General features: G+C 65.9%; 17 protein-coding genes and 1 pseudogene. 9 read left to right on the plus strand and 9 right to left on the minus strand.

Going from position 1 to position 17452, the window contains the following annotated elements; genetic code table 11:
- The first annotated feature begins 183 nt into the window (after nt 1–183).
- Nucleotides 184–1175, plus strand: a pseudogene (locus tag C487_RS11920) (transposase).
- Nucleotides 1176–1349: 174 nt separating this feature from the next.
- Here C487_RS11920 and C487_RS11925 read toward each other — a convergent pair.
- From C487_RS11925 to C487_RS11935, 3 genes are all read right to left on the minus strand, one after another.
- Entirely contained in the window at nt 1350–2411 is a 1062-nt protein-coding gene (locus tag C487_RS11925; RefSeq protein ID WP_006186022.1) for a phosphotransferase family protein, read from the minus strand.
- Nucleotides 2412–2604: 193 nt separating this feature from the next.
- The gene (locus tag C487_RS11930; RefSeq protein WP_006186023.1) at nt 2605–3333 is read right to left on the minus strand and encodes an HAD family hydrolase; all 729 of its coding nucleotides are present in this window, start codon (nt 3331–3333) and stop codon (nt 2605–2607) included.
- A complete protein-coding gene (locus C487_RS11935; protein ID WP_006186024.1) occupies nt 3330–3533 on the minus strand; it encodes a hypothetical protein in 204 nt (67 codons plus the stop codon). The genes C487_RS11930 and C487_RS11935 overlap by 4 nt, the downstream gene beginning before the upstream one ends.
- Before the next feature lie 176 nt (nt 3534–3709).
- Here C487_RS11935 and C487_RS11940 point away from each other — a divergent pair, with 176 nt between their 5' ends.
- Nucleotides 3710–4486, plus strand: coding sequence for an SDR family NAD(P)-dependent oxidoreductase (locus C487_RS11940; protein WP_006186025.1), 777 nt, complete (start codon nt 3710–3712; stop codon nt 4484–4486).
- Between the two features lie 107 nt (nt 4487–4593).
- Here C487_RS11940 and C487_RS11945 read toward each other — a convergent pair whose 3' ends face one another.
- Nucleotides 4594–5751: an MFS transporter gene (locus C487_RS11945; RefSeq protein ID WP_049908107.1), complete on the minus strand. Its 1158-nt coding sequence runs from the start codon at nt 5749–5751 to the stop codon at nt 4594–4596.
- 172 nt (nt 5752–5923) lie between these two features.
- On the opposite strand from C487_RS11945, the gene C487_RS11950 reads away from it, so the two are divergent.
- On the plus strand, nt 5924–6925 hold the full coding sequence (locus C487_RS11950; RefSeq protein WP_006186027.1) for a TIGR04024 family LLM class F420-dependent oxidoreductase: 1002 nt from the start codon (nt 5924–5926) through the stop codon (nt 6923–6925).
- Nucleotides 6926–6972: 47 nt separating this feature from the next.
- Here C487_RS11950 and C487_RS11955 read toward each other — a convergent pair whose 3' ends face one another.
- Nucleotides 6973–7767: an alpha/beta fold hydrolase gene (locus C487_RS11955; protein ID WP_006186028.1), complete on the minus strand. Its 795-nt coding sequence runs from the start codon at nt 7765–7767 to the stop codon at nt 6973–6975.
- Nucleotides 7768–7897: 130 nt separating this feature from the next.
- Between C487_RS11955 and C487_RS11960 the strand changes: the two genes are divergently transcribed.
- The gene (locus C487_RS11960) at nt 7898–8584 is read left to right on the plus strand and encodes a helix-turn-helix domain-containing protein (RefSeq protein WP_006186029.1); all 687 of its coding nucleotides are present in this window, start codon (nt 7898–7900) and stop codon (nt 8582–8584) included.
- 195 nt (nt 8585–8779) lie between these two features.
- Nucleotides 8780–9826 (plus strand): AIR synthase family protein, encoded by a 1047-nt coding sequence (locus C487_RS11965; RefSeq protein WP_006186030.1) that lies wholly within the window; start codon nt 8780–8782, stop codon nt 9824–9826.
- A 78-nt stretch (nt 9827–9904) separates the two neighbouring features.
- On the opposite strand, the gene C487_RS11970 is transcribed toward C487_RS11965, so the two are convergent.
- Both C487_RS11970 and C487_RS11980 read right to left on the minus strand, forming a co-directional pair.
- Nucleotides 9905–10747 (minus strand): phosphatase PAP2 family protein, encoded by an 843-nt coding sequence (locus C487_RS11970; protein ID WP_006186031.1) that lies wholly within the window; start codon nt 10745–10747, stop codon nt 9905–9907.
- Between the two features lie 331 nt (nt 10748–11078).
- Nucleotides 11079–13814, minus strand: a complete 2736-nt coding sequence (locus C487_RS11980) for an AAA domain-containing protein (protein ID WP_006186033.1) — start codon at nt 13812–13814, stop codon at nt 11079–11081.
- A 208-nt stretch (nt 13815–14022) separates the two neighbouring features.
- Here C487_RS11980 and C487_RS11985 point away from each other — a divergent pair, with 208 nt between their 5' ends.
- Nucleotides 14023–14595, plus strand: coding sequence for an SPW repeat domain-containing protein (locus tag C487_RS11985; protein WP_006186034.1), 573 nt, complete (start codon nt 14023–14025; stop codon nt 14593–14595).
- Here the strand turns inward: C487_RS11985 and C487_RS11990 are convergent.
- On the minus strand, nt 14592–14846 hold the full coding sequence (locus C487_RS11990; RefSeq protein ID WP_006186035.1) for a hypothetical protein: 255 nt from the start codon (nt 14844–14846) through the stop codon (nt 14592–14594). The two genes, C487_RS11985 and C487_RS11990, sit on opposite strands and share 4 nt — an antisense overlap.
- Nucleotides 14847–14992: 146 nt before the next feature.
- On the opposite strand from C487_RS11990, the gene C487_RS11995 reads away from it, so the two are divergent.
- The 3 genes from C487_RS11995 (at nt 14993) to C487_RS12005 (ending at nt 16256) form a co-directional block, all read left to right on the plus strand.
- The gene (locus tag C487_RS11995; RefSeq protein ID WP_006186036.1) at nt 14993–15544 is read left to right on the plus strand and encodes a hypothetical protein; all 552 of its coding nucleotides are present in this window, start codon (nt 14993–14995) and stop codon (nt 15542–15544) included.
- A gap of 92 nt (nt 15545–15636) precedes the next feature.
- Complete coding sequence (locus C487_RS12000; protein ID WP_006186037.1) at nt 15637–16038, plus strand: nuclear transport factor 2 family protein; 402 nt, start codon at nt 15637–15639, stop codon at nt 16036–16038.
- The gene (locus C487_RS12005; RefSeq protein WP_006186038.1) at nt 16035–16256 is read left to right on the plus strand and encodes a hypothetical protein; all 222 of its coding nucleotides are present in this window, start codon (nt 16035–16037) and stop codon (nt 16254–16256) included. The genes C487_RS12000 and C487_RS12005 overlap by 4 nt, the downstream gene beginning before the upstream one ends.
- A 91-nt stretch (nt 16257–16347) precedes the next feature.
- On the opposite strand, the gene C487_RS12010 is transcribed toward C487_RS12005, so the two are convergent.
- Entirely contained in the window at nt 16348–17304 is a 957-nt protein-coding gene (locus C487_RS12010; RefSeq protein ID WP_006186039.1) for a zinc-dependent metalloprotease, read from the minus strand.
- Between the last annotated feature and the right edge of the window lie 148 nt (nt 17305–17452).

The following is a 17452-nucleotide window of genomic DNA, read 5'->3' on the forward strand; positions in this document are numbered from 1 at the left end:
CAACCATCAATATTTTTTCTTAATATTATTGATTTTGTTGCTTATAGTTATGTTCGTTGGTGTTTTCCCCTGGGAAACGTAGTGTATCTACTTCGCTCTTCTGCAGGAGATTGTTGACGCCGCTTAGCTGTCACTGTAGAATCGAAGAGAGCAAGGACACCGCGTCAGCGGTGTCCGTTAGGCATGATTCCGCTAGATGTGTTTGGGTCGGAATCGGTCGCAGCGGACCTGTTGGAGCAGGTTCGCTGGCGTAACGGTGTTACTTGCCCTCGCTGCCGTTCTGACCGAACGGTCAAGAACGGCAGCTATAGTCACTTTCAGCGCTATCTCTGTAAGAATTGCGACCGCACATTCAACGACAAGACCAGCACGATTTTCGCCCATTCGAAGGTTGCACTCAGAAAGTGGTTGTTCTCGATTTACGCGTTTCTCCGGTTTAACACGAGTCTTCGCCAACTTCAGCTAGAAATCGACGTTCAGTACAAAACGATCTACCAGCGCGTCGAGCGCTTCACGAAGGCGCTCGACGCGCCTTCACTTGACCTCGTCGGTCCCGTCGAAATCGACGAAGTGTACGTTTCTGCAGGGCTGAAAGGCCGCGAGCGCGACCGACCGTCGCGCTCACGTGGCCTGTCCACGCGTGGACGAGGATCGTACGATCAGGACAAACCGCCGGTGTTCACGATCGTCGATCGCGGCACCGACAATCGGTACGTGATCCCCGCGAAATCCGCCGACGAATCGACGGTTCGGCTCCTTCTCGCAATAGTAGTTCACAGAAGTTTTGGGTACTCCACGTGCCAGAGATAAGGTAGAGATCCGTTCTTCGACTGAGTCCTCATCCCAGTTCACCCAGAAGTTTCGTTGATCACTACCGCGAGAAGGAGCCACTGACTATCTACACGGACGGATTTCGTGCCTACGACCCAATCAACGAGGACGACGCATTCGACCGCGAATACGTCGTCCACGGCGACGGCGAATGCGCGGATGAAGACGTCCACGTCAATACCTGCGAGAGCCACGGATCGCTGCTGCGGCCGTGGCTCTCGCCTCATCGAGGCGTCTCAAAAGATAAACTCACACAGTATCTCCGAGCCTTCCAGCTTCGGCGAAAACTACTGCGGAAACCGGGGAGAGAAGCGCTCAAACACGCTATCAAAGCTACGCTGTGAGATCAACAAAGTGCTACACAAGAGCGAACCATATTAATAAGTAAACGTAGCTTCAGTAATGGGCACGTGATTCAATCGGATCGTTCGCTGCTAGGAGACTTACACTGACTAGTTAGGACCCTCATGCGGCACCGAAAACATCATAAAATCAACAGCATGTGGGATAGTATCGTGCTACAGCGGTTCGTCGCCCTCGATGATCCGTTTGGCCCGCGCGGCCAGCGCCGGCACGCGGTCTTCCATCTTCGGATACATCGGGTCGTCGCTGTTGCCCTCGAGATAGCGCCGGAAGAACATCTCGCCGAGCCCGGCGAGTTTGTAGACCGCGAGCGCGCGGTAGAACCGCTCGTGGGCGAACTCGTAGCCGGTTCGATCCTCCCAGCGGGCGACCAGTTCGCGGCGGGTCGGATACCCGTCCCGTTCCATAAAGCGGGTCACCAGTTCCGGAAGCTCCGGGGCGGGGTCTTTCGCGTCGCGCCAGTAGGAGAGCATCCAGCCCAGGTCCGCGCGCGGGTCGCCCAGCGTCGCCATCTCCCAGTCGAAGACGCCGACGAGTGCCGGCGGCGTGCCGGGCGCGAACATGACGTTATCGAGCTTGTAGTCGCCGTGAACCAGCGTGTGCGGGTGTGTCTCCGGAACGTTGTCGCGGAGCCACTCGCCGACCTCGCGGAGGGTCGGCACCTCGCGTTCGTCCTCGGTGACCTCGAACGCCCACGTAAGCTGTTTCCCCCAGCGATCGACCTGTCGCTGGGTATACCCCTCGGGGCGGCCGAATTCGCCGAGTCCGAGATCCTCGTACTCGAGGTCGTGAATCGTTGCCAGGGTGTCGACGAGTTCTTCGCCGATGCGCGCGCGGTGTGCCGGCGCGGCGAAGCGCTCGGGTTCGGCCTCGCGCAGGACGTCGCCCTCGAGATGCTCCATCACGTAGAAGTCGCTGCCGATGACGTCGTGGTCCTCGCAGGCGAGCACCGGGGTCGGGACCGGCACGTCGGTGTCGGCGATCGCGTTCGTCACGCGGTACTCGCGGAGCACGTCGTGTGCCGTGTCGGCCGTTTCGCCCGGCGGCGGCCGTCGAATGACGAGTTCCCGGTCACCCCAGGTGACGAACAGCGTCTCGTTCGAGTGGCCTTCCTGGTGGCGTTCGATCTCGTAGGCATCGACGCCGCCGAGATGGGCCGACAGATACGCGACCAGCGCGTCCTCGTCGACGAGGCGCTCGTAGTAGGGATCGCTCATGACGTTCGATGGGCTGCATCGCCCGTGGGGACGATCGATACGGTGGCTGCCGTTGCATCGCGATGCGCGCTCGACATGGGATACGGTAGCATAACCACGCTGCCTAACGAAAATAGTTACGCTGTCTTTCTTATTTTACAATGTTCATGGTGGCGGCGCGGGTTCCGAGCCGGCTCTACGGAGTATCGTCCGGTCAGTCCGATCGCTCCCGGTTCCCGTCGACGATCTCGAGCACGTCCTCGGGCGTTTCGATCCGATACGAGACTGCCGGCCCCGCCTCGGCCCCGAACGCGACGCCGTGTATTCCCATGTCGGCAGCCCCCTTGATATCGTGCTCGTAGCGGTCGCCGATCAGCAGGGATCGCTCGGGGGCGACGTCGGCCGTCTCGAGCGCCGTCTCGAACATGGCCGGATCGGGCTTCGTGCGCCCGACTGCCTCGGAGGTCGTGATCGAGTCGAAGTGATCGCGGACGCCGAAGCGCTCGAGCATCGCGCGACCCGCCGCGTCGTCAACGTCGCTGATAACACCGACGTGGAGGTCGCGCTCGGCGAGTCGCGCGATCGTCTCCGGAGCGCCCGGAACCGGCTCGATCGACGAGCGGACGATCTCGTCGAACCGCGGTTGCCACTCCGCGCGCGGGACTGTCGTCCCGACGATCGCCTCGACGGCCAGGTGATAGCCGTCGCGCGCGGACCGAAACTCGGTGCCGTCGCGCTCGCGGAAGTAGTCCCCGACGGTCGTCCGCCACGTATCGATCGCCTCCTCGACCGTCGCGTCGACCGCGTGACGATCGCACAGGTCCGCGACGAACTCGGCGTGGGCGCTCTGCACCGACTCTAACGCGAGAATGACGCCGCCGATATCCCAGAAGACGGCGGCCCAGTCGTCGGGCTCGTCGGCATCGCTCACCCGACCGCTCACCGGTCGGCCCTCCCTATCGTCGGCTTCGGACTCATGCCGCCCGCGACGGAGCCGGCCGTCCTCTCACCGACCGTCTCGTGGGAGCGCTTCTCGAGGCCGTCGTCGGAGACTGGGGAGGCGGGAGGACCGTCCGCGAGTCTCCCGCCGGTCGCGGCCGCCGGCTGTCGATCCGATCCGTCGTCGGTGGTGTCCTGATTCATGGCTCTGTTCGCGGTAATGGCCGTCACGCGGCCAGGGCCGTTTCCCCGGCGATGACTCCCACCCGCTTAACGGTACGATATCTATGCCCATCTTTATTAACAGTTGCTGTGAATGGTCATACGGAGCTAACAATGGTAAGGAAAACGGAACGCGTTGCGGTCATCGGTGATCGCAGATGAGTACCGACCAGTTCAGCGTCGACGGCGACGTCGCTATCGTTACGGGGTCCTCGAGCGGCATCGGGAAGTCGATCGCGGAACGGTTCGCTGCGGACGGCGTCGACGTGGTCGTCTGTTCGCGCGAGCAGGACAACGTCGATCCGGTCGCCGAGGGGATCAACGAGGGCGACAGCCCCGGCGAGGCGCTGGCGGTCGAATGCGACGTGACGGACCGTGACGCCGTCGAGGCGCTCGTCGAGGCCACCGTCGAGACGTTCGGCGGGCTCGACGTGCTGGTCAACAACGCCGGCGCGTCGTTCATGGCCGACTTCGACGACATCTCCCCGAACGGCTGGAAGACGATCATGGATATCAACGTCAACGGCACCTATCACTGCACGCACGCCGCCGCGGAGTATCTCAAAGACGGCGGCGGTTCCGTGATCAACCTCGCCAGCGTTGCCGGGCAACGGGGGTCGCCGCTGATGAGTCCCTACGGTGCGGCCAAGGCCGCCGTCATCAACCTGACGACGACGCTGTCCTACGAGTGGGCCGACGACGACGTGCGCGTCAACTGCATCGCGCCGGGCTTCGTCGCGACGCCGGGCGTCGAGAGTCAGATGGGCGTCTCCGCGGACACCATCGACCGCGAGGAAGTCGCCCGCCGCATCGGTACCGTCGAGGAGATCGCCGACGTGACGCAGTTCCTCGCCAGTCCAGCGTCCTCGTACGTGGTTGGCGAGACCATCACCGTCCAGGGCGTCCCGCAGATCGAGGAAGACCACGACGTGTAGTCTCCCTATTTTCACACCGCAACTCGCTTCGCGACGCGGTTACGCCGTTTCCTCGAGCGTTTGCCGGCCGCCGGTTCCCGTTCCGGGCCACCCATGGGAGTGACGGTTCAACTCGGGAGCCGGCCCCGCCGCTCGAGGACGACGAGGACCACGACCGACGCCCCGAGGAGGAGGGCCGCGCTGCTGAACACCGTGTCGTAGGTGTAGCCTCGCTCGAGAAAGAGGCCCACGGCGGACGAACCGAGCGCTTGGGTGAGCATCCAGGCGGAACTGAACACGGCGTATGCGCTGCCCCGCGTCGAATCCGGCAGCGTATCGAGGAGGTACGTATCCGTGGCCGGAAACAGCGCGTGCACGACGAACCCCACGATCGCGGTGATGACGACCAGCGCGACCAGGCTGTCGACCGCCGTCAATGCGAGGAGGCTCGCGGCGAACGCGCCGACGATGCCGAGCAGGTACGGGACTTTGGGGAACCTGTCGGCCAGGTCCCCGCCGAAGTAAAACGCGGGAACGCCGGCGGCGAACACGATCGTGAGCGCCATTCCAGCCGCGCGATCGGAGAGCCCCTTCGACTGCATGTACAGTTCGTAGAAGTTGAACAGGCCCTGCCAGACGAATACGGGTGCGCCGACGATCGCCAGCGCCGTCACGATGAGACGCCACTCCGAGAGCGCGCCGGCGACGAAGTCGCGATCGGCACGTCCCGCAGTCGGCATCTCGGTATTGCTCGCGATGAGCCACGTGGCGACCGTTACCACTGCCGCACCGACGGCGATCGCCCACAGCGAGAGCCGCCAGTCGACGAGGAGCGTCAGCGCGACGAACGGCGCGGCGATCACCGCGGCGATCTGGCTGGCAGCCCCGTGAATCCCCATGACGCGGCCGACCCGCGATGGGAACAGTTCGCTCAGCAGCGGATTCGCCGAGACGAAGTAGACGCCGGAGGCGATACCCATGAGGAAGGCCCCGCTCATGAGCCGCGGGACCGTCGTAGCGGTCGCAGCGATCGCCGAGGACGCCGCGAGGATCAGGCCAGACCCGATCACGATGTGATGTCTCGGGACTTTGGTGAGCAGCCACCCGGTCGGCAACCGAAGGGACGAACTCCCGACCCACGCGAGCGTCACGATGAGACCAGCAGTCGCCTCCCCGATCGCGAATTCGCCGATGAACACGTCCAGCAGCGGTGCGAAGATGACTCTGGCCAGATTGAGGAAAAAGACGAGGCCACAGAGGGAGGCGAAGAGTCGTGTCCGGGTCACAGTCACTCATTCCAACAGCGGGTCTCAAACGTTCCGGAACCGGCCGGTGCCAAAGCGGTGTGACATCCGTTCCGGACCGGCATGCGTCCCTCGGAGTCCCGTCGGTAAACGATCGGCCTCGGACTCCCGGTTCCCATACACCCAAAAGGCCCCGCTCCGTCTGTGTCCGACGATGACTGACAGAGAGGTCCACCTGCCGGTGGCCGCACAACCGACGATCGACTCGATCGTCGACTACGCACAGACCGCCGAGGACGGCGGCTACGACTGCGCCTGGCTCCCCGAGACATGGGGCCGCGACGGCGTCACCGTCCTGTCTGCGATGGCCGAGCGCACCGCGGAGATCGATATCGGCTCGAGCATTCTCAACACCTACTCGCGGTCGCCGGCCCTGTTGGGGCAGACGGCGGCGACGCTGCAGGAACTCTCCGAGGGCCGGTTTCGGCTGGGACTCGGTCCGAGCGGCCCCGTCGTGATCGAGAACTGGCACGGCGTGGAGTACGGCAATCCGCTCAGGCGCACCCGGGAAACGGTCGAGATCGTCCGGCAGGTGCTTTCCGGCGAGACCGTCGACTACGACGGCGAGAAGTTCGACCTCTCGGGCTTTCGCCTGCGCTGTGACCCGCCGGAGACGACGCCGCCGATCGAGGTGACCGGAATGGGGCCGAAGGCGGTCGAACTCGCGGGCCGCTTCGCCGACGGCTGGCACGGCATCATGCTCACCCCCGACGGGACGCGAGACCGACTCGAGGATATCGAACGCGGTGCCGAACTCGGCGACCGCGACCCCGACGACGTTCAGGTCACCACGGGCGTCACCTGCTGTGCGCTGGACGACCCCGCCGAAGCCCGTCGCCTTGCCCGCCAGCACATCGGCTTCTACATCGGCGGCATGGGCACGTTCTACCGCGACGCCCTCGAGCGACAGGGGTACGACGAGGCCGCCGAAATCCACGACGCCTGGCAGGACGGCGACCGCGAACACGCACTCGAACTGGTCGACGAAACCATCCTCGACGATCTCTGTGCGGCCGGCGATCCCGAAACCGCCCGCGAGAAACTCGAGGCTTACGAGGCCGTCGACGGCCTCGACGCCATCGCGGTCAGCTTCCCGCGCGGTGCGAGCGAAGCGCAGGTCCGGCGGACGATGAACGCGGTCGCGCCCGACGCCTGAGCGGAGTCCGAAACGGGGCGTTCGGCGCTCCGTTGGCTGCCGAATCGCTATCGTGTTCGCATGAACGCGTCGATTTCTGCGGAGAGTACGTCCGGTGCGTCGGCGGGACCGCTGTGGCTCACGCCGTCGAATTCGACGAGACGACTGTGCGGGAGCACGTCGTGGGTTGCACGGGCGCTCTCCCGGAGAAATCCGGGGCCGTCGGTGCCGGTCAATACGAGTACAGGGGCGGTAACGTCCAGGCTGTTCGGAAGGCGGTATTGCTCGACGGCGCGGTTCATCCGGACGACCTCTTCGGCGAGGTCCGTACACGCCGGCCAGACTGGCCACGCTGCGAGCCACGCGTCGAGGTCGTCGATCCCGTCGGGGTGGAGGACCTGTTCGATGTACCGCTTCACTGCCGCACGCCGTTTCCCCGCCTCGATGAGCGTCTGCATCCGGTCCGCGAGGTCGGCATCCGATCGGTAATCGTCGGGAAGGATCGCGGGTTCATACGCGACGACTGCCGTCACTGCTGCGTTCGTTGCAGTTTCGATCGCGGTGAGTGCGCCGTAGGAGTGACCCAAGAGGACCGGTTCCTCATCAAGCGCATCAACGAGTGCTCGGACGTATTCGACCTCCCGATTCAGCACGTCGTCGGCGCTGGTCTCGGCTCGATCGTCGAGACACGTTCCGAATCCCGGGCGTTGTGGGACGATCGCGGTGTATCCGTCCAGGTGTGGAATAACGGGCTGCCAGTATTCTTTGGGAGCCATGCCGCCGTGAAGGAGAATCAGTGGCGGGCCATCACCGTGGCGCTCGTACGTTACCTCGATTCCAGCGTCCGTCTGTATCGTCTGCATGCATCACCGCATTCGAGGGGGCTCAGGCTAACCGATTCTCTCAGTGATGGGGCATTTTAAATGGGGGTGGGCGGAAGGAGAGCGGATCATCTTTCGATACGTCCATTTGCACAGGGGAAAACGACGCAGTATGGGGCTCGTCGCGGAGTTCGATATCCACTGTCCTGCGCTTCCGCTCGTCGGGGTTGCGAGAGCAGCGCCTGAAGCGACGATCGTTCTCGCGCTTCAATTCAACCACGGTGACCGGCCACTGTTTATCACCACTGTGACGGACGGTTCACGGACGGCAGTCGAGGCGGCCTTGACTGACGCCGACGATGTCGACGAATGGACGGTGATCGGAACGGCTGACTCCACGCGACGATATCAGGCGGTCCCCGCGCTCAGTTTAGCGGACCAACTCGGTGACCACATCGACGACCTTGCCGGACTCAAGGCGCTTGCCACCACTGAAGCCACTATCGAACGGATCGAAGTGACCCCCGACGGGTGGCGTCAGTCCGGGTGGTTTGCTACTCGAGCGGCGTTCGACGAATTCTCGTCGTTCTGGCAACAGAACGCCGGGTTTCGATTGTCCCGTCTCACTCACGACGGTGCATCCGAACCGCCCGGCGATGGCCTCTCCGATCGCCAACGTGAGGCACTCAGAACGGCCTACGAGATGGGGTATTTCGACGTTCCTCGGCGGACGTCTCTGAAAGCGATCGGGACGGAGTTGGACATCTCTGCGTCCGCGGTCTCGGAGCGACTTCGCCGCGCGCAAACGTCCCTCATCGAGGAAACGGTCGCAACGACGTGGCCGCCCCTTCCCGACTAGCGGACTCCTGACGGCCCCTCTGTCTCGGCAGTCGCTTTCCCGCGGAGCGTACGGGGGTCCCGTTCCGGTCGCTGCTCTCTCGGTGCGCACCGGCGTCCGTGATCGAACCGGTTCGCATGCCAGCCTTTCGGACGGCTCTCCTCAAGCGGCGAGTGCTCCGACAGCTACAAACCGTGCATCGTCCCAGTTCGTGGTATGCCCGGGAAGGTGAGTCCGGACGATCTGCTGACCCACGTCTTCGAGCGGACGGGGGCAGCCGAGAGCGATGAGACGGTTGTGCAGGGCCCCGCGGACGGCGAGGACGCCGCCGCGATCGACTGGCCCGACGGCAAGGGCACGCTCGTAGTCAGCTCCGATCCGATCTCGCTGGCCGCCGAGGGGGTCGGCGAACTCGGCGTCTACGTCGCCACCAACGACGTGGCCGTCTCCGGGGCGGACCCGCGCTGGCTGACGGCCGTCGTCTTGCTCCCGAGCGCCGACAACGACGCGGCCGAGGCCGATGACACCGCCGCCAGCACCGACTCCGGTCGCTCCCCGCTCGAGGAGATCTCCCACGATCTCGATGCGGCCGCCCGCGAGGTCGGCGCGTCGATCGTCGGCGGCCACTCGGAGTACGTCGATCAACTCGAGCGGCCGCTGCTCTCGCTGACGGCGATGGGGGCAACCGATCGGTTCGTTCCGACCGGCGGCGCAGCGCCCGGCGATGCCGTGCTCCTCACCAAAGCGGCGGGGATCGAAGGGACAGCCATCCTCGCGGCCGACTTCGGCGACGAACTCGATGTCGACCCCGAAGTCCGCGAGCGCGCCGCGGCGTTCCTCGACCAAATCAGCGTCGTCCCGGAGGCCCGGATCGTCCGCGAGTACGCGACTGCGATGCACGACCCCACCGAAGGCGGCGTCGCGGCCGGCCTGCTCGAGGTCGCCCGCGCCTCGAACGTTCGGCTCGCGGTGGACCGCGACGCCGTCCCGATCCGCGAGGCGACCGCAACGCTGTGCGAGGCGGCCGGTGTCGATCCGCTCCGGATCTTCGGCTCCGGCGCGCTGCTCGCGACGGTCCCCCAAGACGCGGTCGACAACTGTCTCGCGGCGCTCGCGGATGCGGGACTCCAGGCCACGCCGATCGGAACCGTCCGGGCGCTCGAGGGCGGCGACCCCGACCTCCGTCTCGATGGGGAATCGATCACCGAGCCGATCGAAGACGATCTGTATCCGCTCTGGGAGCGAGCCGACAGCGAGGACTGACCGCTCCAGTCGGTCCGTCCCGCTCCATTCGCCACGTGGATTCTCGCGATGAGAGCCTCGGATCGGGCGAGCGGTGGCTCACGCCCGCCGGGACTCGAGGACGTCGACCTCGAGACGGCCGACGGCGGCCGGTGCGAGGAGTATGCCCCCGACGAGAACCGCATAGAGGGCGACGAGCGCGGGGTCGGAAGACGCGACGACGGCTTCGACCGCCGTGACGACGGCGACGAATCCGACGCCGACACCGACGAGCACGACGCCCTCGCGTCGGGACCGCAACACCGGCAGGGCCACGAGCCGTCGGGAGGCGACCAGCCCGCCGATCGAGCCGCCCAGTCCGAGCAGCGAGTCGGTCGTCCCCACGACGGCGGTGGCGGGAACGGCGAGGACGAGCGCGATCGCGAACCCGATCGTCGGGTCGCCGCGCGTGAGGCGATTCATCACCGCGACGAAGACGACGCCGAGCGCCGCGCCGACGATGACATCGCCGAGGTAGTGAACCCCGAGGACGACTCGAGACAGCGAGACGGCGACGATCACCGCTCCAGCAGCCGTGACTGCGCGCCAGTCGCCGAGTCGGTCGGACGCCGAGACGAGCCCCCCATAGACGACGGCCGCCGCGAACGCGTGGCCGCTCGGAAAGCCGTATCCGTCCCGCTCGCTCTCGAGCGCGACGAGCATGGCATCCGACGGCGGTCGCGGCAGCCCGAACAGCGTCTTGAGCGAGAGCACCAGCGCCAGTCCGGCGACTGCGTAACTGATCACGAGCGCGTTTCGCCGGCGCTCACCACACCAGAACAGCACCGCGAGCAGTAGCATGAGGACCGTCGTTCCGCCGAGTTCGGTGATCCACACGACGAACTCCGCGTACTCGGTTGGAACGGCGTTGCGAACGGTCGCGCTTGCCCCCTCGAGTCGCATGTCATCGGTCGGTACGTTCAGCGGAGAATAAATGCCGGCGGTATCGGTCGGTACGATACCGCATCGACCGAATGATGAACCCGCTATCGGCCGGCTGTGCGGGCTCGCTCCCGTGGACCGAGTGACGCCTCCTCCGTGTTCGAGAGGTATCGGTTCGACGGCACGGCGCTCGTCGGTCGGTTCCCCGTCGTCTCCCGGAGCGACTGGAGACGTACGTCGCCGCGTCCCTCCATGTGCTGGCCGAGACACCGGACGGGTGGGCCTCGCAGTGGGTCTCGGAACGCGTCCACAGTGTCGTGAGAAACGTCGCGGTCCGTCGCGGCCGGGCACATCACCGGCGCGCCCACTCGAGCATCCGTTCGTAGACCGGGTCGGACCCAAGCGCCGCCGCGTCGCCGACCAGCACCAGCGCGCGCTTGGGGCGGGTCAGTGCGACGTTGATCCGGCGGTAGTCCTCGAAGATCGGCCCCTCGAGCGAGCCGGTCGCGGTAAAGGAGACGATAATGACCTCCTGGCTCGAACCCTGGAAGCGGTCGACGGTATCGACGGCGACATCGTCGGGAACGTGTGCCGAGATCTCTGAGACCTGGGCGCGGAAGGGCGCGATGACGCCGATGTCGGCGCGGTCGAGGCCGGCGTCCTCGTAGGTCTCGATCAGGGCTGCGATCCGCGCGGCCTCCTCGCTGTCGGTGTACCGTCCCCGGTCGCCCTCGACGTCGACGAAGGAGACGGGGTCTCGAAGCGGTTCGGGGAGCGCGTCCCGGGAAACACCCGCGAGGTCGTCCAGGGTCCGCGCCGCGACCGTGGGTGTTGCGGGTCGAAGCTGACCGTCGTAGAACTCGGTCGAGGCGAAGGCCTGGATGCGCTGATTCATCCGATACTGGCGGTCCAGCATGACGCCCGCCTCGGGATAGCGCCCGACGAGCCGTTCGAACAGCGACTCGGTGAGGTCGTTTTCGGCGCGAACGACCGGCGGCAGCTGTTCGTGGTCGCCGACGAGGACGAACCGCTCGGCCAAGTTGATCGCCGCACAGGTTCCGGGTTCGGTGAGCTGTGCGGCCTCGTCGACCAGCGCGACATCGAACGCCTGCTCTTTCATCACCCGCGAGCCACAGGTCGACGTCGTCGCCGCCACCACCTGCGCGTTCCGCAGTTCGGCGGCGCGGTCCTCGGGATCGCCCGCTCGCTCGAGACGGTACGGCTCCATGTCATTGCGGATACCGCTCTCGGAGCCGACGCGGACGACCCGCTCTTCGTCGATCACGCCCGCCAGTTGGTCGAGCAGGGCCTCGAGCGCGTTGTCGACGGCGCGATTGGTGAAGGCCGACAGCAGGACGCGCTCGCCGCGCTCGACCATCGCACGAATGGCGCGGGCGATGGTGTAGGTCTTCCCGGTCCCCGGCGGCCCGTGGATCAGCGCACAGTCCCTCGCGCCGACGGCTTTCGTTACGGCCTCGTTCTGGCGCTCGTTGTTGTCGATGAAGGTCTCTTCGGGGTCCTCGAACGCGGGCTCGGCTCGGCCGAACAGGACGTCCTTGCGTCGCTCGTCGCCTTTCAGGAGCGCGTCGTGCATCGCGACGAGCAGCCGGTCGGTCGTCAGTTCGGAGGGATAGACATCTAGCCGCGTGACTTCGACCGGCTCGTCGGCCGTGATTACGACTTCATCGTCGAGTCGTTCGATGTGCGCCAGTTCGGACTCGCCTCGAACCGGATCGCCGTCGCTCGCGAGCACCAGGTCGCCCTCGCGGAGTTTCGAGTTCGCGCCGCCGGGTCGCCGCGCTCGCAGTTCCCACCGGCCACCCTCGAGCGGGCGCTTCTCGAGGAACTCGAGGTCGATCAGCGCGCGGTCGTCGTCGGCCCGCTCCTCGGCGCTTTGCTCCCAGAGCTTGGCGTACTCGCGGTGGACCTCCCGTCGCTCCTCCTCGATCGCCCGGTAGAAACGGTCGAAGTACTCGCGTTCCTCGTCGGGCAGCGATTGCCCGATCTGGCCGGCCTTGGATTCCTGCTCTAGCCGGCCGGAGACGACCATGCAGGTGTCCTGTTCGAAGCAGTACTCACACTTCGCGTCGGCCTCGTATCCCGTCGGGATATCGCCCGCCATCTCCATGGCTGCGATCTCGTTTCGGAGACGAACGACGTATTTCAGGAGGCCCTCGCCCATCGTGAACTCCTTTGCCGGATTGAGGTCCCCGGTTTCCTCGTTGCGATCCAACACCGAGTTCTTCGTATAGAGCAGCGTTCCGATATCGACGTCGCCGCCGTGTTCCTCGAGCAAGAGGGCGTAACAGGCGGCCTGCACCTTGTCCTTGAACCGCGGTTCCTTCTTGAGGTTCTTGCCGGTCTTGAGTTCGACCGGGGCCCCGCGGCGAACGGCGTCGGCCCGGCCGCGGATGCCGAACGTCTCGCTGATGAGCAACTGCTCCGAGCGCCACCCGTCTTCCGACTCGTCTAACCGGCCCTGCTGGAGCCACCCTTCGATCGCCGTCGCGTTCTCTCGGACGTCCTCGGCGACGGCGTCGGCCGTCTCGCCGAGCAATCCCAGTTGCAGTCCTCGTTCCTCGACGCGGGCCGCGATCGAGTCCTCGAGATCACGCCCTCGCAACAGGTCGCCGAAGACCTCGTGGACCAGCGTCCCTTTCACCACGGGGTAGTTCAGCGGCACTCCGGAGAGTTTGTTCAGGTAGTACAGCCGGGGGCACTCGACCCAGTTGCGGATCGACGTTACGCTCACGAGGAAGGAGGGTTCGACGACGACGTAGGAGTCCCCCGTCGTCGCGTACTGGGTCTCGCCGTCGTATTCCTCTTCTTTGGCGTTCGTCACGAGCACATCCATCCCGGGCTCGAGCAGGTCGGCCGATTCGGTCCATTTGTTCCAGAGCGTCACCGTCGTCGTCTCGCGGCCGTCCGCGAGCGTCGCCGTTCCACCGTCGCCTCGAGTGCGGGATGCGTCGCCGGGCGGCGCGTCGTCGCCCCGCCGAAGCGGGACTTCGGCGAGATCGCTCTCGCCGTAGTTCGTGGTCACCGACCGCACGTCGACCTCGCCCGCGACGGTTCCGCGTACGTGCACAGCTATCGTCACGAGCGAGCGATCAAAAACGCTATCGGTCGTCGCGGCCCGCGCGGTCGCCGCCGGTCCGGCCGCTCCGACCCGAGCAGACGAGCGACACACCGAGTCGGTAAACCGGGTTTACCGACGGTTTCGGTTCCCCTCGAGTCACCACAACGATTGGAACGGACGGGGTGCTTTTGAGACCGCGAGTCGTACGCTCGATGCCATGAGTGACCCGAACGGCGACGATCGTCGGACGAGCGACGAGTCCGCGGCCGATCTCAGGACTGGGCCGAACGATGGGCCGACGAACCGGCCGGAAGAGGCGACCGCCGACATCGATTCCGGGACCGGCGCGGGCGACGGGACGCGTGCCGGTGGCCGCGATCCGCGCGACGAACCGATGCAGGTCGCAACCGCGGAACGGCGGCGCAAAACGTCGGTTATCAGCCTGCTCGTCGCCGTCCTCGGCGCGTGGGTCGCGCTCTCCGTGTTCGTCTTTCGGACGGCTCCGGCACCGCTGTGGAACGACGTACTGGTCGGACTCGTCGTCTTCGTTGCCGCCGGCTACAACTACTACCGCGTGACCAACGACGTCCCGATAAGTACCGGGATCGCGTCGTTGATCGCCGTCCTCGGGGTCTGGCTGATCGTTTCGGCTGCCCTCCTCGGGATGGTCGGCGGACTGTTCTGGAGCACCCTCGCGACCGGGCTCGTGATCGCCGGACTGGCTGGCTACAACGCCTACGAGGCCCGCGAGGCCAGAGCCGTCGCGACCGAGACCGGACCGGGCGCTTAGATTCCTCCCGGACCGTACTCGGTCTCGAGCCGTCGGACGCGGTACTCGGCGGCGTGGTGGCCCATCGCGACGACGGCGAACCCGAGCATGACGACGGCGAACATGATCGAGACGGCCGGCGAGACGCCGTTGACGTAACTATTGCATAACTGGCCGAGCGCCAGCGTGACCGGTGCAAGCGTCAGCAGCGCGCTCTTGGCCGGAGTCGCGCGAAACAGTTCGACGAACGAGAGTGAGTGGCGGACGGACATAGGGAAAGCGTCGGTTACGTTTCCTGACGGGGGAGCAGTCGTATTCCTTTTGGTTCGAATCAGCCGTTTCCCCGACCAACAGAATCGCTGTGGCGTCTTTCGTCGCAATCGATACGTTCTTTCTGCCGGCGGCCGAACCGTCGGGCATGCGGATTCGCGAGTGGCAGGACGTACTCGAAGACGTCACTGAACGGAACGTCGATCCGGAGAACTGGCGCGCAGTCGCCGGTGACCGCGCCGGCGGCGTCGGCGAAGACATGTACCTCGCGCATCCCCGGGCCGGCGTCTTCTTCCTGAAAACGTACGCGAAGAACCCCTTCGAGGTACGGGGCGTCGGCACGCGAGTCGCCCGCAGTCTCGACGACGAGATCGGCGCGTTCATGCCCGAACGCGATTCCGGTGGACGCTTTGCGGTCCAGTCACCGCCCGACGACGAGGAGCAAGCCGAAACGGTCGGCAAGCGCCTCGAGACCGTCCTCGAGACGCACGCGGACGCACCGACCCGCCCGCAGGACCTCTTCGACGACGTGATGGCGGCCATGGAGAGCCCCGCGTTCGGCCCCATGGAGTACGATCAGTACGACCGACCCGACGAACTCGAGGACCTCTCCGAGCGGTTCGAGGAGGCCGACGACCTGCTGAACGCGGAACTCGAGGACCTGATCGAGACCGACGAGGTCGACCGCGGCTTCATGTGAACGGGCGGGTCCGCCGGCAATATCGCCCGTCTCGCCTCGCGCCTGCGTCTGCGTCCGATGACTCTTTGGGAGCGGGCTTCGAGGGTTGACCCATGCCACCGAGCGCGAGCGCCGAGGCCGTCGTCCGCGGCTACTCCGACGCACTCCGCGACGGCGACCCGGTTACGCCCGACTTTTCGGACGCCGATTCGATCGTCACGTTCGGCATCAGTGAGTCCCTGTTCGGCGGTGCCGACATCGCCGCGGCCCGCGAGAAACAGACCGAGACGGCCGAGAAGTGGGTCGTCGAAAGCCAGGGGCTCGTCGTCACCGACCGCGACGAGTGCGCGACGTTCGCCGATGGGGAGACGATGGCCTGGACGGCGACCGGCGACCGCCATCGGTTCGACAGCCGTTGGAGCGGAACGCTGATGGAACGGAACGGGGTCGACGACCCGCGCGCGAACGCCTGGCGGTTCGTCACGATGCACGTCAGTGCGCCCCGCGCGCTATGAGTCGAGATCGCGGTCCGGGACGCGACGCCGCGCGCTCGAGCGGTTCGACTGCGGGGGCCAGCCAACTCAAGGCCGTCTTCGTTCTGTTGGTCGGACTCTCCGGCGGCCTGGTCGCCCTCCAGGGCGACGCCGCCCTGCCGGTGGTCGGCGCGGCGATACTCGGCGGTCTCGTCGCCGGCGGGGCGTTGCTCTGGTATCTGCTCCGGATTACGACCTGACTGACTGCGGTGGGACGACCAGTGGTTCAGCGGACGAGCGACCGCCTTCGCGGGCAAAACAGACACCGGGTCAGGAACGAGCCGAGTTCGCTCAGCGGTCGACGCGCCGAATCCACGCCCCGGGCGCGTCGAGTTCGTCGTGACTGGGGAGGTTCTCGGGCCCCTCCCAGACCAGACTCGCCGTCTCGAGGTCCCGGACCGCGACGACGTGCTCGAAGAAGTTCTTCCCGCGTTCGTACTGACGTTCCTTGAGTCCGAGGCCGAGCAGGCGACGGAACAGTTTCTGGAGCGGCCCTCGGCCCTGCCGGCGCTCGTCGAGTTTCCGCCGGAGGTCCTCGTACTCGTCGTCGAAGGCGTGATCCATCAGGAGTTCGGCGTACCCCTCGACGACGGTCATCGCGGCGTCGAGGTCGCGGAAGGCGTCCCGGTCGAACGCCCCCTCCGAGAGCGTCGCGATGCCGTCTTGCATCCGGCTCTCGAGGTGGTCGGAGAGCCACGGCGCGGCCCCGAACTCGGCGGCGTGGGTGACCTCGTGGAAGGCGATCCAGCGGCGGAACCGGTCCGCATCCACGTCGAGCGTGGCGGCCGCGTTGAGGATGTTCGGGCGGACGAAGTACAACGCGTGGTCGTCGGTGGGGGCATCGGCCAGGAGGAGCGGATCGTACTGGCCGAGGACGTTCCGCCCGAGGAAGGAGAGCAGGACGGTCATCGTTCCCGTATTGATCGTCCGGGCGACGCCGGGGAACGTCCCGGTGTGGGTCTCGAGCGTTCCCATGACGCGCTCGAAGGTGGCGACGTTGGCGTCGATCCAGTGGTGGCGGTTCTGGATTTCGATGGTCTCGGGGACGTCGAAGTCGACGCCCGAGACCGTTCGTACGGCCGTCCGGGCGTCTCGAACATCGCGGGCGTAGGCCTCGCGCTCCCCGGACTCGAGGTCGAGCGAGCCGGGGTCCGTCGCAGCCTTGGCAGCATCGGCGGCCGACCGCCAGTCGATCGCATCGTCACCGGATGCCCCGGCGACCGCCCGGGCGCTACGATAGAGATTCACGGGTATCGGTATGGGGAGGACGCGCAAAAGCGTTCGGCTCGTCCCGCGATCGAACGGACCGCCGGCGGGCGGTTAGTTGACGATGACGTCGGGCTCTTCCTCGGCCTCGAGTTCCCGCTCCTGTCTCTTATACACATCTCTGATGGCG

The sequence above is a fragment of the Natrinema pallidum DSM 3751 genome (genome assembly GCF_000337615.1).
Lineage (GTDB): Archaea > Halobacteriota > Halobacteria > Halobacteriales > Natrialbaceae > Natrinema > Natrinema pallidum.